Genomic DNA, 17,512 nt, shown 5'->3' with positions numbered 1-17,512 from the left:
ATGGCACAACCGCGCTTTATAGCGCGAGTGCTGGACGGGGCTGCAACAGCCTGCCAGAGTTGAGCGTGAAAGAGGTCAACCATGAGATGGTTTTTCCGGATCACCGGGCTCATTTTCTTAATGTTCGCGCTTTTAGTCGGATTTAGTGCGCTGCTGCCACAGACACAGACCATAGAGCGCTCACAGGTTTTCGACCTAAGTGTAGAGACTATTTTCGACACAGTTGTGAATCTGAGAACCCATTCATCTTGGTCCCACCTCGTTCCGGAAAGCACGGCCCTCGCCTATGGTCAGATGAGCGGCACAGGGGCGAGCGCGGCTTGGAGTCAGGAAGGTTCGGTCGGATCGATTGAAATTCAGCAGACAATCGACTCTTCACTTGTCTTGACCTCAGTGCATGTCGGACGGTCGAGTCATGTGCTGACTTATGTGCTCGCCGCGGAAGATACAGGTACAATCGTCTTATTAAGATCAGACCGTGATCTTGGCGGCTTTCCCTATTTGCATCGACTTCGCGCCAAAATCGGTGAAGCCCGAACTGCCGCCCAAATGGACGCCTCACTCGTGCGTCTGGGCCAAGTTGCAAAGCAGACGGAAAATTAAGGGTCTTTTTCTGGCTCTGGCTGAACCAATTCGTCAATTTTCAGCCGGCTTTCATCCGGATCTGGTTCGCGGAATAGGTCACGTAGACGGCGAGAATCGTCTTCGATACGGATCGGATTGCTCAGAAACTCGCGTGAGAAACCGACTTCAGGACCGTCATCTAACAACGTGCTCGACGCCCCCCCCGCATTGATCGAATTGTTGCCAATCCCGGTGCTCCACGGGTCGCCGCCGCCCGCAATATTGGCCCCCGTAGAATTACCGCGGCGGAATCCCGCCGGGGCTCCGGGCGTTCCGGTCGTTCTCACGCCTCTAGATTTATACTGATCGAAACTCTCAAACCCGTCCGAGTTGCGGCCCTGGAAGGTGCGGAGATATTCCGGACAATCGAGATGGGTCTTGCCGGCCTCGCGACAGCGAATATCCAGAACGATCCCCTCAAACCCTTCGCCGGGCGAATTGCCGTAGCTACCGGGCGCTAAGGTCCAGCCGCCGGTGCCGGGTGCCGCACGCTGAGTCCCGCCACTGGGCGGCGCACCGATGTTCCCGCCGCCCGTGGTCGGTCCCGATAGAGGATTACTGGACGGACGACGAATCTGACCGGGATCTGCCGTATTCGCAGGACCTAACGGACGATCCTGACGCATCAAATCAATAAACGGATCGGATTGCTCCTGTGGCACAGCGCGGCGTTCTTCGACAATCGTTTCGGGCGCTTCAGGCGAAGCTAGGATCGTCGGCGGGGCTGTAATAATCTCTGGCTCGATCACAATCGGCTCAGCTTGCGGCTCCGGTTCCAGAACAATTTCAGGTTCAGGTTCGACGGTCTGTGGTTCGACAATCTCCGGTTCTACGATCTCCAATGCCTCAACAGGCGGCAGTTCTTCGAGAGGCCGCGGCTCAAGCTCAGGCGTCATAATACCAGGGGCGGGCACCTCTTCCGCCGGGGTTGGCGTGACAAAAGGGGCAGGCTCGATCTCAAGCTCAAGCTCAGGATCAGGCTCAACCACAGGCTCGGGCTCAATCACCAGTTCGGGCTCAGGTTCCACGACGGGCTCGATCACGGGTTCAGGCTCTAGGATCGGTTCCGGCTCTGAAATGACAGGCTCAGGAACAATTGGGTCCAGCTCGATGACGGGTTCAGATTCTGGCTCAGGGTCCAACACAATGGGTTCAGGGATAAGCTCCGGCTCGGGTTCCGGCTCGATTGGCTCTGGAATAGGGTCTGGCTCAGGCGCCGGGATGGCTTCGGGTTCTGGCTCGACCACAGGCTCCGCCAGAATTTCAGGAGGCGGCGGTATTGGGGTTGGCTCAGGATCTGGTTCTGGCTCAGGTTCAGGTAGAGGCGCGGGCGGAGGGGGAGTCGGTTCGGGTTCGCGAACGGGCGGCGGTGTCGGTCTCGGCTGTGGACGCGGCGCGCGCGCGGGCACGGGAATGACAGGGGCTGCCACAGGTTCAGCGACAGGCTCAGGCTCAGGTTGCGGGGCCTCAAAGGCGACAATCTGAACTGGAATCACCTCGGGCTCATCCGGCTTCAAATCCGGAACAATGAAATTAGTGGAGAGCGCAAAGAACAAGAAAGCGTGAACCGCTATCGCAAGGACAACGGTTCCGGTGCCGCGCTGCGCATCATCTTCGAAGAAGTCCGCCAGCCGGTCGGGATCATGGTAGGGCGAAAACCCACCACCGCGCGGCGTATAAAGACCCTGATCATATGGGACGTACGCGGTCACGCGTGGCTGACTCTCCTTTGAACGCGACAGCATGTTCGCTCATAATAGAGTCCGCTTAGCAGGGTTCACGCGCAGGCCAAGGCGCGCCCTGCATCGTTTACGGCTTTGTCACGCTTCGATAAGGGCTCGACAAAGAGAGTTTAGCCTTAGCTCGCGATCAGCACGAGCCCACAGAGTACCAGCGTCGCCCAAAATACAGTCCGTTCAAAGCGTCCACCGTCTCGGCGGTGCATATGGAAATAATGGTTCATGCGGTCGGGATGCTCCCGCCTTATGTCCGCTTTATGGCGTCGGCGTGACCATTTCAGTCTCGATTTTTTTTCGGTGCGTGCTTCGCCAAATGACGATGCCGACGCCGCTCATGGTGACAGCCACACCGAGGATGAGCCCAAGCGAGAGCGGCTCTCGCAATATGATTAAGCCCCCGGCGACACCAATCACCGTGTTTAATAAGCCGCTCGGCGCGACGACTTGGATCGGCAGGCGCGATAACAACCAATAATAGGACCCATGCGCGAGGATGCTCACCAGTAATGTTGAATAGGCGAGCGCGGCGAGAAACATCCAACGCAAATCCGGCGCAAAAACGGCCGTCTGGTTCGTTTCCAAAACCAAGGTTAGCGGCCAGAGTATGATTGTACCGATCACCGCGAACCACGCGACGAGCTGTGATGGCTTGATCCCTTTAGTTCGTTTGACGGCGATGGCGGCGAAGGCTTCGCTGAGCGCACCGCAAGCGATCAAAGCCAGACCGACTATGAAAAGCGGCCCAACCGCTTCACGCGGTCCAGCAATCGCAATGATAATCACGCCCAAAAACGCCAAGGCGATACCGAGCGATGACCAACCGCGAATTCGCTCACCTAGCAGTAAGACGCCCAGCAGAACGGAAAACGGCATATATAACTCAATCGCTACAGCCGCCGCGCTCGCTGTTGTCATGCCCATCGCTGGGAACATGAAAGCGTAGTTTAGCGCGCCGAAGCCAAGCCCACCGATAAAGACCGCGCGCATCTGCCCTTTATGCCAACGAAGAAAGGGGGACATCAGGATCGCGACCAAACTCATCCGCATCGCAGCATAGAAAAGCGGCGGCATACCAAAGTCGCCAATCGCTGTACGCATGACAGAAAAATGCAAACCCCAGATCGTGCAGATCATCAGCAACACTAATGTTTCGCGCACGTTCATATTGTCGCGGTAGCAAGAGCGGGTTAGCAGCGCCATCATTATGCAACTGTCCGAACAGATTCAACGCGTCGCCACCAGTGCGACCATGGCCATGACACAGGCGGCGCGTGATCGGCTCAAGGCAGGCCACCCTGTCATCTCGCTGAGCGCTGGCGAACCCGACTTTGCGACCCCGGACCACATTCTAGAGGCTGCTCGACGCGCGATGCTGGACGGAAAAACGGGCTACACTGCGGTCGACGGTATTGCCGAGTTGAAGCAGGCCATTGTCGCCAAGTTCGCGCGCGACAATGATCTTTCAGTCACGCCCGCACAGATCAATGTCTCACCGGGCGGCAAGGCCGTGCTTTGGAACGCCCTGGCCGTCACGGTCGGTCCGGGTGATGAGGTGATCGTGCCAACACCCTGTTGGGTCAGCTATCCGGAAATGGTCAAACTGACCGGGGCCACACCCATCATGTTGCCCGGCGGTCCCGACTTCAAAATTACAGCTGAACAGCTGAGTGCCGCGATCACGCCCGCAACACGCTGGCTCATGCTCAATTCGCCGAGCAACCCAACAGGGGCGGTCTACTCGAAGGCTGAACTCCACGCCCTAGCGGACGTGTTGCGTAATCACCCTCAAGTCATGGTTTTATCCGACGATATCTACGAAGCACTGGTGTTTGGAGACGCGACGTTTGCGACGATGGCAAGTGTGGCTCCGGATTTGTCGGACCGCGTGCTGACCATGAACGGCGTGTCCAAAGCCTATTCTATGACAGGCTTTCGTATCGGATACGGCACGGGGCCCGAATGGCTAATCGCCGCGATGCGCAAATTCATGGGGCAGACGACGTCGAACCCAACCTCGATCAGCCAGTGGGCGGCGGTCGCGGCCCTGAACGGCCCGCAAGATTTCCTGAATGATTGGCGCACGCAATATCGGACGCGTGGCAAGATCATGACTGAGGCGCTCAATGCTGCTGGCCTCAGCTGTGCTTTGCCGGATGGCGCCTTTTATGTGTTCGCAAATTGCGAGGTTGTTATGGAGAAACTGGGCTTCCAATCGGATGCGGACTTCGCGATGGCTTTGCTGAATGACGCGGATGTCGCCACCGTGCCAGGGTCGGCTTTTCACGCGCCCGGACATATCCGCCTGTCCTACGCAGCTGCGACCGAAGAGATTGAACAGGCGTGTTCTAGGATCATGGAATTTTGCGAACTCTGACCCCATATAAAGTGCTGGCCCTACTTATTTGGAAGGAGATTTCATGGATATTGATATCGGCATTAAAGCGGCAGACCGCGAAGCCTCAGCCAACGCCCTGACGCGACTACTGGCAGACACCTACACGCTCTATCTGAAAACGCATGGTTACCACTGGAACGTGGAAGGCCCGCATTTCCAACAACTCCACGCCTTGTTCATGGAACAATATACGGAGATGTGGACCGCATCGGACGACCTAGCCGAACGTATTCGGGCGTTAGGTTTTTATGCGCCGGGTTCCTACACTCAGATGGCCGAACTGGCGTCGCTACAAGAAGAAGATAGCACGCCGCCAGACTGGAAGAGCATGGTTCAAACGCTGGCCAAAGGTCACGAGCAAGTTGCGAAAACCGCACGAGAGGTTCTACGGATCGCTGAAGAAACTGGTGACGATGCGACCTCAGACGTGGTTGCTCCGCGTGTGACGCTGCATGAAAAAACGGCGTGGATGCTGCGTGCAACCGCGAGCTAATTAGCTGCGACGCTGACCTAAACGAAGCCAGTCCCGCTTGGGCAGACCATAGAGTTGATCCATAAACTCCATCTGCAGACCAATGGGTTGGCCGTGCGGGCTGTTCCACATAATCGCGATCCCGGATTGTTTTTCGGGATCGAATAGAATGAGCGACCGATAGCCTTCGACACCACCCCGGTGCCCGACGACTTTATGGCCATGATAGTCATAAATACGCAGCCCGAGCCCGTAATGGCTATTATCGAGCGCGCCATAGCTTCGGTCCATCATGCGCTGCTCACCTGGGGTCGCGACGACACGGGTCTGCATGGCCATTAACCGCTCGGTTGGAAACGGCGTTGTCGGCATCATACCGGGCTTGTTCGGCATGAGGGCGGTCATCCAGCGGGCTAAATCGACCACGGAACTGTTGACCCCAGCCGCTGCCGGAACATGATAATAACTAGATTTAATATGCCGGATGAGGCGTCCTTTACGATTATGCGGACGCGCCCAATTCCGACTGTGAACCATCGCGTCGAGCGTCAGGCTGGCCGTGCTCATACCTAGCGGATCAAAAACTTCGCGCTGCACAACCGTTTTGTAGGGAAGTTCTGTCGCTTCTTCGACGATTTCTGCTGCTGCGTCGAACGCAACATTTTGATAGGTGTGGCAGGTCCGCGGCGGGCAAACATAATTAAGGCCACCTAACTGCGTGCGCAGCATTTTGGCGTCTCGTCCGTCCTCAATCCGACCATCATAGGCGTTGCGTGTAATGCCAATCCGGTGAGACAGAAGGTCAACGATATCGTGCTTTTCGCTAGTTGGCGGCAAGTGAAGTGACGGCGCCAGCGCTTCGATGGGCAGTCTGGCATCGACACGGCGTTCTTCAACCAAGCCAAGCAAGGTCGAGGCGGCAACCCCTTTGGACACGGACGCCCACCGGAAAATTGTGTTCTGATCAACCGCTTTACCGCTGCCACGCACTTGCTCGCCATAGCCTTTGGCGAAGGTGACACGACCATTCTCAACAATGGCGATCGCCATCCCGGTCATGTCGGATTTTTGCATCATGGCGGTCGCCCGCCGATCAATTTCATTGGCATTGATGCCTGGCACACGAGCGGTTTGCGCCGACGCGACCGCGCAGAAGGTCATCGAGAAAAGAAGTGCCAGCCAAAACTTCATGAACACGGCATAGGGGGATTGCTTGGTCAATGTCGAGACGGTTCGCTTATTGGGCGCATTCCATTCCCCTCAGGTCAACAGGATCCACCCGATCAATGCAAAACCCAGGCCTAAACGATAAATCATGAAGGGTAGAAAGCCGATGCGGGTCACAAAGCGTAAAAATAGAGCGATGGCAGCGTAAGCGACCACAAAAGAGAGGGCTGCGACCCCCAGTCCTTGCCCCAATGTTGCGCTTCCCGTATTCTCTCCCGACGCGAGCTTGAGCAGGGCATAAGCGCCTCCGGCACCGATGACCGGCAGGCTCATCAACATCGAAAAGCGGGCTGCCGCCTCACGCGACAGACCGATAACCCGACCCGCGCTCATAGTGATACCCGAACGCGACGTGCCCGGAATAAAGGCAATGACTTGCGCCAGACCCATGCCGAAGGCCCCGCGCCAGCTGAGTGTGTCCATGTCCCGCGCGTCTTTGGCCCAAATATCGGACAACCATAGTACAACGCCAAAAATGATGGTCGCGGCAGCAATGATTGCTGGGTTACGGAGCGCTTCGTCCCAGCCCCCGCTCGCGAGCAGTACACCAATAATCAGCGCTGGTGGCGTCGCCACGATCAAATTGAGCGCCAAGACCGAGCCCCGCGTCAGTTTGCGCTGGACGAGATCGCGTACCCCCAAGATCATTTCAGCCACATCTTTGCGAAAATAAAGCAGGACGGAGAACAGCGTCCCGAAATGAGCCATCACGTCAATCAAGACGCCTTGCTCGGTCCAACCGAACACAGCTTCAGGCAGGATGAGGTGGGCGGAACTCGACACCGGAAGAAATTCGGTCAGCCCTTGTATCAGAGCGAGTAAAAGTGCCTGCCACCAAGTCATGAGCGCGATTAGGCCGGACAGCGTTAGCATAGCGTTACGTTGCCTCCGTAAATAAGCACGGGTGCAATCCAGATAAGGCGGAACGAAGGCGATGCACGACGGGTTAGGTTAGTATGCCACGCACGATATTCATCACCGACGCCGCCTCCCCGCTGGGACGGGCCTGTGCAGTGCGACTTGGTCGAGCTGGCTGGAATGTAATTATGGGTGCCTCCTCCCTCTCCAGCCTTGAAGATATATGCGGGGAATTGCCCGACACGGCGACGTTACCCAGCCGATGTGTCCCGACCGATATCGGCAATGTCGTTCCTGTGTTGGAAGACGGCGAGGATCGGTTCGGTTCGATCGACGCCATATTGGTCAATAGTCGTGCCAAGCGGGTTGGCTGGCGACGGACGCTTGATAGCGGAATTCTCTCGCTAGCGGTGGTGAGCGAAGCAGCCCGCCCATTTCTAACCCGATCAGAAGGTCATTTGGTCATTGCAGGCGTTCGCGGTGGTCAACGCAGCATGGGCGGCGCGATGCAGACCGTGGCCCGCCAAGCCTCGAAAGTGATCGTCGATGCTTTGGAGCAGGATTGGGAGGAGTATCCCATCCGGATCAGCCTTGTCGAACCGCACGGGTTGGACGGACCCAAGCAGATGGCCGGCCGGATCGCCCGAACACTAAATGGCGCGCCGCCACGACGGCCGATCCAGCGCGAACAGCCCCTCATAGCCTCGCGTTATTAATCGCTAAGCGCCGCATTGAGCGAAGGCCCTTGTTCAGCTTTAAGGGCCGCACAGAGTTCAATGCGTTCGATCGCCTGCATCAAGCTCCGTTCATAGCCCGGAATAATGTCGGCCTTTGAGAGATAGAAACTCTCGACATCATCGCGTTCTTCGGTTGAGCAAAAGCCGTTGGCTGCAGATGGTGTCCCGCCAAGGCGAACATCTGGCACCTTACGCGCGACATAATCGTCGAAATTCGTCTTATACCAATCCCAAGCCATCGCTTCATGACGTTCATTCCCGAGCAGCCCGGCAACAATCGTCCCGCTTTGACGTCCGGTGAATGGGCTATCGTCAGCCAGAGCCAACGCAAGCAGACGCTGCGCCTGATCTCCATCCGGTGTTTTTGTCAGTGCATTCAGAGCGGCGGTTTTTTCAAGCGGAGAACCGTCTGCGGCCAACTCAATCAAAGGCTCGAACGCAGCAGCCGGAACGCGGCGGATAGTTTCACTAAAGGCTGACCTCAGAATATTTGTCGGTACGTTGGCGCGTTTCTCTTCATCTTGCTCCAGAACACCCAGCCCCAGATAAAGTGTGCCTTGGCGCAAGAGGTAGTTCTTAGCGTCCGCGTCATTACCTTTCGTCGCAAGGAGATCCCCGAGGGTCGGGGCTAGCAGGTCCCCTTCGATGGAATCCTCGCCGCGTATGCGACGATACCGATCCCCATACGTATCCCCAATATGCTGCGCCAATCCAGGGCGGACATCCGGCAGTTCTTCATAGATGAAGTTCAATAATTTGGTTGAGCCCGACGCCACATCATAGTCTGGATGTTGCGCAAACGCGCGCATGCCGGAGAGATAGGTTTCCCCGTCAACCTCACCGGCCCGGAAGGCGGCCACGAGACTGTCTTGTGCTGACAGCGCTTCCTTGGTTGAAAGGTGCTCGAGATTGGCCATCAACTTGCCCCACGCTTCACCGTTCATCGTGAAGCGGTAATAGCCCGCGCCGTCAGCGTTGGGCATAACCGCATCGGCACAATCGATCGGGGCCTTCAGCGCACCACTGCGGTCTATCATCAAGTTACATTGCTTGGTCACCTCACCATCCTTGATGAAGTTAGCGCACACTGGGATCTGCCAGCTCTGTCCTTGTTCGACCTTGGAGCCAAGCGGTGCATAGCGCGACTGCGACAGCGACAGGGTCGTATTGCCTTTACGCTCACAAGTCAGCTTAGCGGTCACGAGAGGCAGGCCCGGCTGATCAACGAAGCTCTTCATGGCCGCGACAACTTTTGGATTATCCGATCCGTCCGCAATCGACTGGAAGAAATCATCCGCCGACGCAACATCATCTGCATAGCGGTCCATGTGCAGCTGAACGCCGGTCTGGAAAGCGTCTTTGCCGACATAGCTTTCGAACATATCCAGCACACCGCCGCCTTTGCGGTAAGTAATGCCATCAAACTGATCCATCACCTTCTCGGAGCGCTCCAGCGGTTCCCGGACTTTGCGCGTTGTCGACAACGTGTCGATATTCATCGCGTCGAGCGAGGCGTTGAGCGTGACATTCTCAAAATTACCGTCTGATTGCCACAGGGTCAGGCCCTTATTGCCCATCCACGTGGCGAAGGCTTCGTTCAGCCAGATGTCTTCCCACCAGACGGGCGTGACGAGATTGCCGAACCATTGGTGCGCCAATTCATGACTGTGGACGCGGGCATAGGCCCGTTTTTGCGCCAGCGGAGCGTCTTCATCCAGCAACAGCAGAAATTCGCGGTAGACGATGAGGCCGGGATTCTCCATCGCGCCAAACGCATAATCCGGGGCCGCAATCAGATCGAGTTTCTCGTAGGGATATTCGCGGCCGAAATAGCCTTCGAGCGCCGAGAGCAACCCATCCGTATTATCGAGCGCATAGGCCAAGCGCTTCCCTTCGCCGCGGGCCGCCAAACCCCGCAGGGCCAATGGACGAGTCCGGACGTCATTTGGCGGAATATCGCCATAGTCCACCACATCATAGGGGCCGACGGCAAAGGCGATCAGATAAGTCGGCAGCGGACGCGTCTGCGCAAACTGGTGTTTGATCAGGCCGCCTTCCATCGGGGTTTCTGAAGACTTCGTGGTGTTCGAGACCACGACATTGCCTTCGGGCGCTGTGATCGACAGGGTGAAGGGCTGTTTATATTTCGGCTCATCAAAGGACGGGAATGCTTCTCGGGCCGCCATCGGTTCCATCTGCGTCACGATATAGGCATCATCGCCGCGTACGACCTTATAGGCGGAATTGAGGTTCTGGTTGAACGGGGTCTCAAAACTGATGCGGATGACGCCGTTACCAGCAGGCAGCATCGTGCCAGCCTCTAGCCATGCTAAACCTGAAGGGGCATCCGCTTCGGGGACAGCATCAAAGCTCAGAGGAAAGGTCTCTCCACCGATCTCAATGGACGCCGCACTCACCGTCATTTCTTTCGCGTGCATCCAGAAACCGGACGTGACAGCATTAATCATCGTATCAATATCGACCTGTCCACTCATTCCGTCCGCGTGCGGGTCAATCTCTAGATCAATCCGATACTCCAGTGGCGTCACTGTTTCGGGAAGTTGGGCGTGAGGAATGACGTCGCGTGACACGTTGGCTATCGTCTCAACAGCTTCGACTATATTCGGCGTCGTTTCGTTCACCGGATCACTGTCCGTGGCAGGATTACAAGCCGTCAATGTGAGCGTAGCGGCGGCAAGCAGAAGAGCATGTTTCATGGGGCGACATTCTAAATAGTTCGAATTTGAGGGGTTCATAGCCGCCTGATCCTCACACCGCCAACTCACATGTTAAAGTTATGGTATAACGGTGCAGCCATGATAAACTAACTCAATGTCCGCCTATGGCTTAACAGACGATCCGCTTGCAAAAGCAGGCAGAGATGACAGGTTCGACCTGCCCGACCGTAAAGGTCGGCCCGGACGTCTTCCGCCTGAAGGCTCGTCTGTTATCACACGCCGCATAACAGCTCTGGCCCTCGCTTTGGGTGTCTTTATGGCCGCGGGTAAGCTCTGGTTGCTCACCCTGACGGGGTCAGTCGGCGTGCTGTCCTCCCTCGTCCATAGCGGCTTGGATATGGTCGCTGCGGCCAGCTCTTTCATCGCCGTGCGCTTCGCGGCGCGCGCGCCAACGGATCAATATCGGTTCGGGTTTGGCAAAGCCGAGAGTTTTTCAGCCGTCTTCCAAGTCTGTTTGATCGGGCTTGCCGCTTTCTATCTGATGGGAGCGGCCATCGAAGCGTTGATGGGATCAGGCGGGATTGGTCATGACCATGCGTCCCACGGTCACGCCATTGATGGTTCGACCATCGCGATTGTCGTCATGAGCGGGTTTGTTGTCCTCACAGTCTGGTTATTGATTGCACAAAGTTGGGCCATTCGAGCGACGGGATCGATCGCCGTTCGGGGAGACCGCGCGCATTATACGGCGGATTTGTTCGGTAATCTGTTCGTGATTATGGGGCTGGCGATTGCGACTATGACCGACGCTCATTGGGCAGATGCGGCGGTTGGCGTGGTTATGGCGCTGTGGCTGATGTTCACAGGCTTCCGTGTGGCCCGTCTGGCGTGGGCGCAACTCATGGATCAGGAACTCAACCCGTCAGAGCGCAAACTGATCGTCAATCGCGTCATGTCAGACCCAAAAATCCGGGCCGTCACACATTTGCGCACGCGCGCCTCTGGACCTCATCTTCATATACAAATGCAGCTAAATCTCGATCCACACCTCTCATTGGCTGAGAGTCACGACATTGTTGTCGGTGCAGAAAAGCGCGTCATGGCCGCTTTTCCTGCGGCAGACATCTTAATCCACCCACATCCGGCGGGCTGTGCGCAGACCCATGGGAATGTGCGATTTGATACAGCAAAAAACGGGTCTTAACCCTTAAACTTAAAGCTTCGTTTGCCATGTCTGGGTTAGACGGATCGGATGCGGACGCTGTACCATTACCCGATGCATCCAGGCTGCCGCGCCGTGCGGCTTTGCTTTGCCGAAAAAAAGCTCAAATTGCGCGAGATCGTCATCGATCCGTGGAATCCAGACGAAAAATTCCAATCGCTCTCCGCCGAAGATGTCCCGCCCATACTAACCGATCTGACAAAGTCGGGCTCGGTCACGATTGTCGGCACTCAGACTCTGTGTGAATATGCGGATGAGTCCAGTGGTCGCAATCCGCTCATGCCTGGCGAACGTCATGACCGGGCGGAAGTGCGCCGTCTGACCACATGGTTCGGGCAACGGTTCGACCATGAAGTCAATGCGCTGATCTTACCCGAAAAGCTGGAGACGGTGTTTATCGGCGGCACACCTGACCCGGATGCGCTGCGTGAAGGTCGCGCCGCTTTGCGAGATCATATGAGTTATATGACGTGGCTGCTGAGCATTCGTGATGGTCTGGCTGGCCCCGCCTTTACCTTGGCAGACATTATGGCCTCGGCACATCTATCTTGCCTTGACTATCTCGGCGAAGTCTCGTGGCGCGAATTTCCGGCCGTGAAGGAATGGTATCAGACAATTAAATCCCGACCATCCTTCCGCCCCTTGCTCGCCGACCGACTTCCGGGCATTCGCCCACCCCAGCATTATGGCGATCTCGATTTTTGATCATGTCACCGCCGCGTAATCCGCTGGCGCGATTGACCGGACGCGCCGAGGCGCTTGGCTTTACCGCTCCGCATATTGTTGATCTCGACAGCTATGGCGATGGTGCAGGGGATCGTCTGCGAGACTTTGTTGCTCAAGACCGTCATGCCAGCATGGAGTGGATGGAGACGACGCTGGATCGGCGCGCCCATCCCAAGTCTTTGTGGCCGCAGGCCAAATCAGCGATCATTTTTGGTATGAATTATGGCCCGGAAACCGATCCACTCATCACACTAAACCAACCGGATCGCGCGACGATTTCCGTCTACGCCCGGGGTCGCGACTATCACGACGTGATGAAAGGGCGGCTAAAAGAACTCGCCGGTCTGCTGGCGCGCGATACGGATGCAGAGGTAAAAGTTTTCGTCGATACAGCGCCTTTGATGGAGAAACCTCTAGCCGCAGCAGCGGGGCTCGGTTGGCAGGGGAAACATACCAATCTCTTGTCCCGCGACTATGGAAACTGGCTCTTCATCGGGACGATACTTAGTGCGGCAGACCTGACACCAACTGCGCCAGAGACGGATCATTGCGGATCATGCCGTGACTGCCTTGATGCCTGCCCGACCAATGCTTTTCCGGCCCCTTACCAGCTGGATGCTCGGCGCTGCATCTCCTACCTGACCATCGAACATGACGGTCCCATTGAGATCGAACTGCGGGAGAAAATGGGCAATCGCATTTATGGCTGCGATGATTGTCTCGCCGTCTGCCCGTGGAATAAATTTGCGCAAGTCGGCCGAGAGGCCAAACTCGCTGCTCGCGATGATCTCAATGCGCCGTCTTTGGCGGACCTCGCCACCCTCGGCGAGAACGGCTTTCGGACACATTTTTCAGGGTCCCCAATCAAACGGATCGGGTGGCTTCGTTTTCTACGCAACGTACTTTACGCCATTGGTAATTCCGGAAATTCTGAGTTGCGGGATATTGCGGCCATCTATGTCGATCATAGAGATTCTACTATAAGTAGCGCAGCTCAGTGGTGTCTGCAGAGGCTGTAAAACGTTAACAATGACTTGCGAAGATCTACACGGTCAGGTTTAGTCTTTCCGGGGGCAGCCATGACTACATCACCGGATCGCGGTCGCGTTAGAAATTTGTCGCTCGGCCGCGCCGATCGGTTACGCCCAGCCTCTATACTCGCAAGCAGTGGAGTCGCCTCAATCATCGCTCTATTGATCGGTGTGGAGGTGTCGACAGACTTCGACTTCATGTCGCTTATACAAGTTATGACCATGATCGTGGCTTGGATCAGCGTCGCCTTGGCTGTTCTTCGACTACTAGCGTGCGTCACGCCACAGCGCCAACCGTCAACGCTTCTGCCTCATGCGCAGCTACCCACTTACACCGTGATCGTGCCATTATTTCACGAGGCACATATGGTGTCGGGATTGATCTCCACCCTGTCCAGCCTCGATTATCCGACAGAAAAACTCGATATTATCTTTGCCTGTGAGAGTGGTGATCTAGGAACGGTCGCCGCTGCGGAGGCTCTCGCGCAACCGCCCTTTCGCGTCCTTGTCGTCCCGCCGACGATTCCCGATGGAGAGCCACAAACGAAGCCGCGTGCGCTCAACTATGCCTTAGCCCGGTCCCATGGCGAGCTTGTCACTATTTTCGATGCAGAAGACCGCCCCCACCCGCAGCAGTTGCGGCAAGCTGCGAGCGCATTCGCCGCTCACCCCCAATGGATGGCTCTGCAAGCACCGCTGCATTATTTCAACACGCAAGATAGCTTGTTGGCGGCACAATTCGGACTGGAATATGCGGGTTTGTTCCAAGTGCTATTGCCGTTTTTCGACAAAACGGGTTTGCCTTTCCCGCTCGGCGGAACGTCCAACCATATGCGCCGAGAGGCGCTTGATGCGGTTGGCGGTTGGGACGCTTATAATGTGACGGAAGATGCCGATCTGGCCTTTCGTCTGGCTGCCTATGGCGGCGGCATCGGATGGATCAGCGCGCCCACTCAAGAAGAAGCCGTCTCTCGCATCCGTCCTTGGCACCGGCAGCGCTCTCGATGGCTCAAAGGCTATATTCAGACCTGGATGGTCCATATGAATGCGCCTTTATCGGGCGGTTGGCGAAGGGTTGTCATGTTGCAACTCACGCTCGGACTCTCGCTCCTCTCCGTCTTGTTCTTCGCGCCCATCATGGTTTTGCTTGGCTTAGTCAGCGCTGCAAAGCTTTTAGGCATTACGGATGCAGTCATTCCTGCCATCTATCTCTGGACTTTGGGCTTCAGCCTAATCTGCGGCATGGCGGTTGGCGCTCTAGGCGCCATCCGCGCAGGTCAGCCCCATCTTCTGCGCCATGTCCCGCTCATGCCAGTCTATTGGATGCTGCTATTCGCGCCACTGATGCAGGCCCTAGCCGAACTGCAGACCCGACCCTTTCACTGGCACAAGACGGAACATGGTGTTACGGGCGCGCCGCCTGACCCACCGGACAAAGATGCGTGCTTGATCAATGGACCTAAATACTGATCTCATCCTGACACTTTCAGCGATTGTGGTGTGCGCTGGATTGGCTTTTATAGGTATTCGGAAGCGTTTCACGGAGAAACAAGATATCCGGCCCTATCGCATACCGTGGATGATCATCGCTCTATTCTCCATCGCTGTCGGCTTCATGCTATTCGTGCATCTTGTGAATATATTCGGGTTTGAGACAGGTGGTCGCCGCTAACCTAGAGAAGTTTGATCGCAGTTAGATGGACGCAAATTGTTAACCCTGTTGGCATGAAAACGCGCCAATCCCGGCATCCATTGGAACGACCTTCTTGAGCAACCGTTAGGTTGGTTCGGAGGACACAATGTATAATCATGTAGAAAGCACATCAAACAACACGGATAGCCGGAACGGTGAGATTTCGACGTTCGGCTATGTCAGTCTCGCGATCATGGGCAATACGGTCGCCGTAATCGCCGCCATCTTGATGGTCATTTAAACTGGATGATTATCCGCAGTTTCGGGCGCGCCTGTTGGAATCGCGACCCGGGATCGATTAAACATCCACCCGGCCAAGCTTTCATGCATGAGCACTGAGATCAGGATGCAAAGCCCGGCGATCCGCCATACAGCATCGATATCATCGAACGACGCATGGGTCTGAGCATAGGCGATATAGAAAATTGTGCCCATTCCGCGAATACCGAAAAAAGCCATTTTCATGCGTTCACTGTTCGGACAGCCTAACCCGATCATGGCGATGTAACCTGCGACGGGGCGCACAATTAGTAGCAGGGCAAGCGCAATGACTAGATCCGTCCATTGCCATTGATGCCAAAGCTCTGCCGCAACAAATGACCCAAACCATAAGAGCAGAACCACCATTAAAATGCCTTCGAACTGGTCCGCAGACTCATGGGCGGCGCTGGCATAGGCAGGCTCGTCGGCTTTGCGCATCTTGGTGTCAGGACTATGCTTTCGTCCAGATCTTGCGGCGATGAACACGGACAAAAATCCGTAGGCATGAACAAATTCCGCTAAACCGTAAGCGATAAAGGTGGCGGCCAAAACGACGATTAGCGGACTACTCCGATCGTTCCGGGCATCACCCAATGTTGAATACAGAATGCGGGTCAAAATCCAGCCGACACCCCAACCAATCGCAATACCCATTCCGACCCGATAGAGACCATCATAGGCAATAACGTGGGTCCAATCGAACGTCCCGGCAGCCAGTGCGATCGCAGCCCAGACAAATGGAAAAGCGAGACCATCATTCAGGCCGGCTTCAGATGTAAGAGCAACCCGCGTGGGGTCCTCATCCTCCCCTGGACCGCCAACTTGTACGGATCGGGCGAGTACAGGATCGGTTGGTGCCAACGCGGCTCCGAGCAAAACCGCACCCGCCAGTCCGAGTCCGGCCCATTGGCCCAAAATGATCAAGGCAATAATCGTCAAAGGCATGGTAATCGCCAGCAATCGCCACGTCGCGTTCCAACGCCGCCAACCTGCTTTCAAATCAATCGCAAGCCCCGCCGCCGTAAGGCTAACAATAACGATCATTTCTGAGGCATGGGTGATGATCCCGGCTTGCAATTCGGAGCCGAGCGGCGAAATACTTGGAAATCCGAGCAAGGTCGCGATGGCACCTAGCGCAATATAAACAGCGGGTAGATTGATGTGATAGCGCCGAGCGAGACCCGGCTGCAGAGTCAAACCGAATAGCGCGAATCCGACGAGCGCATAAACACTCGCAACCGGGTTGGAGAGTAACGACTCGATCAAACTACTTATCATGTCAAAGTCCTGAGCCGGAAAACGAGTGTCATTTCAGGAACCACCCTCGCCCGCAACCGTTTGAATGATCTGGAGGAGATTATGCCAAATCATTTGCAAAGTAGAACCGGCGACATGCACAAAGGTCAGAGCAGCAGCTCTCGCTTTGGATTAAAAAGCATCGTGATCGGCGCCGTCTTAGTGGCGGTCATCGCTGCAATTTTGGTGCTGACCTAGGTCTTTTCTGTAACCAGCGTACAGCCCAGCCCGGGGCGATATATTGCGCGGTTAGAAATACGCCCGCCGAGAACTTCGACTGTGACGGCATTCTTGTCCGGGATGAACGTCACCATTGATATGTCTTCGGTAAAGTCAGCTTTGCATTGATCCAGCGATAATTCCGACACGTTCAGACAAGAGCACATTTTCTTGGCCCCATAAGCGGTGCCAATCTGCGCAAACTCAATCTGCGGCTTGAGCCAGAACTGATAGGCGGCCCCTACGGCAGCAAACAGTAAGGCGAGGATTGTAATTATAACTTTGACGGCGCTCATATAGGCTTTCTAAAGACTGCCCTATGATCAGGTCGAGT

17 protein-coding genes are annotated in these 17,512 nt (G+C 56.0%); 10 read left to right on the top strand and 7 right to left on the bottom strand.

Going from position 1 to position 17,512, the window contains the following annotated elements; all coding sequences use genetic code 11:
* The first annotated feature begins 81 nt into the window (after positions 1-81).
* Positions 82-603, top strand: coding sequence for an SRPBCC family protein (locus QQL54_RS02635; protein WP_284387220.1), 522 nt, complete (start codon positions 82-84; stop codon positions 601-603).
* On the opposite strand, the gene QQL54_RS02630 is transcribed toward QQL54_RS02635, so the two are convergent.
* Entirely contained in the window at positions 600-2,336 is a 1,737-nt protein-coding gene (locus QQL54_RS02630; protein WP_284387218.1) for a hypothetical protein, read from the bottom strand. The genes QQL54_RS02635 and QQL54_RS02630 overlap by 4 nt on opposite strands.
* A 282-nt stretch (positions 2,337-2,618) precedes the next feature.
* Entirely contained in the window at positions 2,619-3,566 is a 948-nt protein-coding gene (locus QQL54_RS02625) for a DMT family transporter (protein WP_284387216.1), read from the bottom strand.
* A 1-nt stretch (position 3,567) separates the two neighbouring features.
* Here QQL54_RS02625 and QQL54_RS02620 point away from each other — a divergent pair, with 1 nt between their 5' ends.
* Positions 3,568-4,737 (top strand): pyridoxal phosphate-dependent aminotransferase, encoded by a 1,170-nt coding sequence (locus QQL54_RS02620; protein WP_284387214.1) that lies wholly within the window; start codon positions 3,568-3,570, stop codon positions 4,735-4,737.
* Between the two features lie 43 nt (positions 4,738-4,780).
* Positions 4,781-5,251 carry a Dps family protein gene (locus QQL54_RS02615; RefSeq protein ID WP_284387213.1) on the top strand — a complete coding sequence of 157 codons (471 nt, stop codon included), beginning with the start codon at positions 4,781-4,783 and terminating at the stop codon, positions 5,249-5,251.
* Here the strand turns inward: QQL54_RS02615 and QQL54_RS02610 are convergent, their stop codons facing one another.
* On the bottom strand, positions 5,252-6,421 hold the full coding sequence (locus QQL54_RS02610; RefSeq protein ID WP_284387210.1) for a serine hydrolase domain-containing protein: 1,170 nt from the start codon (positions 6,419-6,421) through the stop codon (positions 5,252-5,254).
* Between the two features lie 69 nt (positions 6,422-6,490).
* Positions 6,491-7,330, bottom strand: coding sequence for an undecaprenyl-diphosphate phosphatase (locus QQL54_RS02605; RefSeq protein ID WP_284387209.1), 840 nt, complete (start codon positions 7,328-7,330; stop codon positions 6,491-6,493).
* A gap of 83 nt (positions 7,331-7,413) precedes the next feature.
* On the opposite strand from QQL54_RS02605, the gene QQL54_RS02600 reads away from it, so the two are divergent.
* Positions 7,414-8,031, top strand: a complete 618-nt coding sequence (locus QQL54_RS02600; protein ID WP_284387206.1) for an SDR family oxidoreductase — start codon at positions 7,414-7,416, stop codon at positions 8,029-8,031.
* Here QQL54_RS02600 and QQL54_RS02595 read toward each other — a convergent pair.
* Entirely contained in the window at positions 8,028-10,769 is a 2,742-nt protein-coding gene (locus QQL54_RS02595; protein WP_284387203.1) for a M1 family metallopeptidase, read from the bottom strand. The two genes, QQL54_RS02600 and QQL54_RS02595, sit on opposite strands and share 4 nt — an antisense overlap.
* Before the next feature lie 115 nt (positions 10,770-10,884).
* Here QQL54_RS02595 and QQL54_RS02590 point away from each other — a divergent pair, with 115 nt between their 5' ends.
* The 6 genes from QQL54_RS02590 (at position 10,885) to QQL54_RS02565 (ending at position 15,643) form a co-directional block, all read left to right on the top strand.
* Positions 10,885-11,934, top strand: coding sequence for a cation diffusion facilitator family transporter (locus QQL54_RS02590; protein WP_284387196.1), 1,050 nt, complete (start codon positions 10,885-10,887; stop codon positions 11,932-11,934).
* A 48-nt stretch (positions 11,935-11,982) separates the two neighbouring features.
* Complete coding sequence (locus QQL54_RS02585; RefSeq protein WP_284387190.1) at positions 11,983-12,657, top strand: glutathione S-transferase family protein; 675 nt, start codon at positions 11,983-11,985, stop codon at positions 12,655-12,657.
* A gap of 2 nt (positions 12,658-12,659) precedes the next feature.
* Positions 12,660-13,697 (top strand): tRNA epoxyqueuosine(34) reductase QueG, encoded by a 1,038-nt coding sequence (gene queG / locus QQL54_RS02580; protein WP_284387188.1) that lies wholly within the window; start codon positions 12,660-12,662, stop codon positions 13,695-13,697.
* A gap of 60 nt (positions 13,698-13,757) precedes the next feature.
* Positions 13,758-15,179, top strand: a complete 1,422-nt coding sequence (locus tag QQL54_RS02575; RefSeq protein ID WP_284387186.1) for a glycosyltransferase family 2 protein — start codon at positions 13,758-13,760, stop codon at positions 15,177-15,179.
* Entirely contained in the window at positions 15,163-15,381 is a 219-nt protein-coding gene (locus QQL54_RS02570; RefSeq protein WP_284387184.1) for a hypothetical protein, read from the top strand. The genes QQL54_RS02575 and QQL54_RS02570 overlap by 17 nt, the downstream gene beginning before the upstream one ends.
* A 127-nt stretch (positions 15,382-15,508) precedes the next feature.
* Positions 15,509-15,643, top strand: coding sequence for a hypothetical protein (locus QQL54_RS02565; protein WP_284387182.1), 135 nt, complete (start codon positions 15,509-15,511; stop codon positions 15,641-15,643).
* Here the strand turns inward: QQL54_RS02565 and QQL54_RS02560 are convergent.
* Both QQL54_RS02560 and QQL54_RS02555 read right to left on the bottom strand, forming a co-directional pair.
* Positions 15,640-16,941: a cation:proton antiporter gene (locus QQL54_RS02560; protein WP_284387181.1), complete on the bottom strand. Its 1,302-nt coding sequence runs from the start codon at positions 16,939-16,941 to the stop codon at positions 15,640-15,642. The genes QQL54_RS02565 and QQL54_RS02560 overlap by 4 nt on opposite strands.
* A 212-nt stretch (positions 16,942-17,153) precedes the next feature.
* On the bottom strand, positions 17,154-17,474 hold the full coding sequence (locus QQL54_RS02555; protein ID WP_284387179.1) for a hypothetical protein: 321 nt from the start codon (positions 17,472-17,474) through the stop codon (positions 17,154-17,156).
* Positions 17,475-17,512 lie beyond the last annotated feature (38 nt).

The organism is Algimonas ampicilliniresistens, assembly GCF_030159955.1.
GTDB classification, from domain to species: domain Bacteria; phylum Pseudomonadota; class Alphaproteobacteria; order Caulobacterales; family Maricaulaceae; genus Litorimonas; species Litorimonas ampicilliniresistens.
This window is presented reverse-complemented; position numbering and strand designations above follow the sequence as displayed.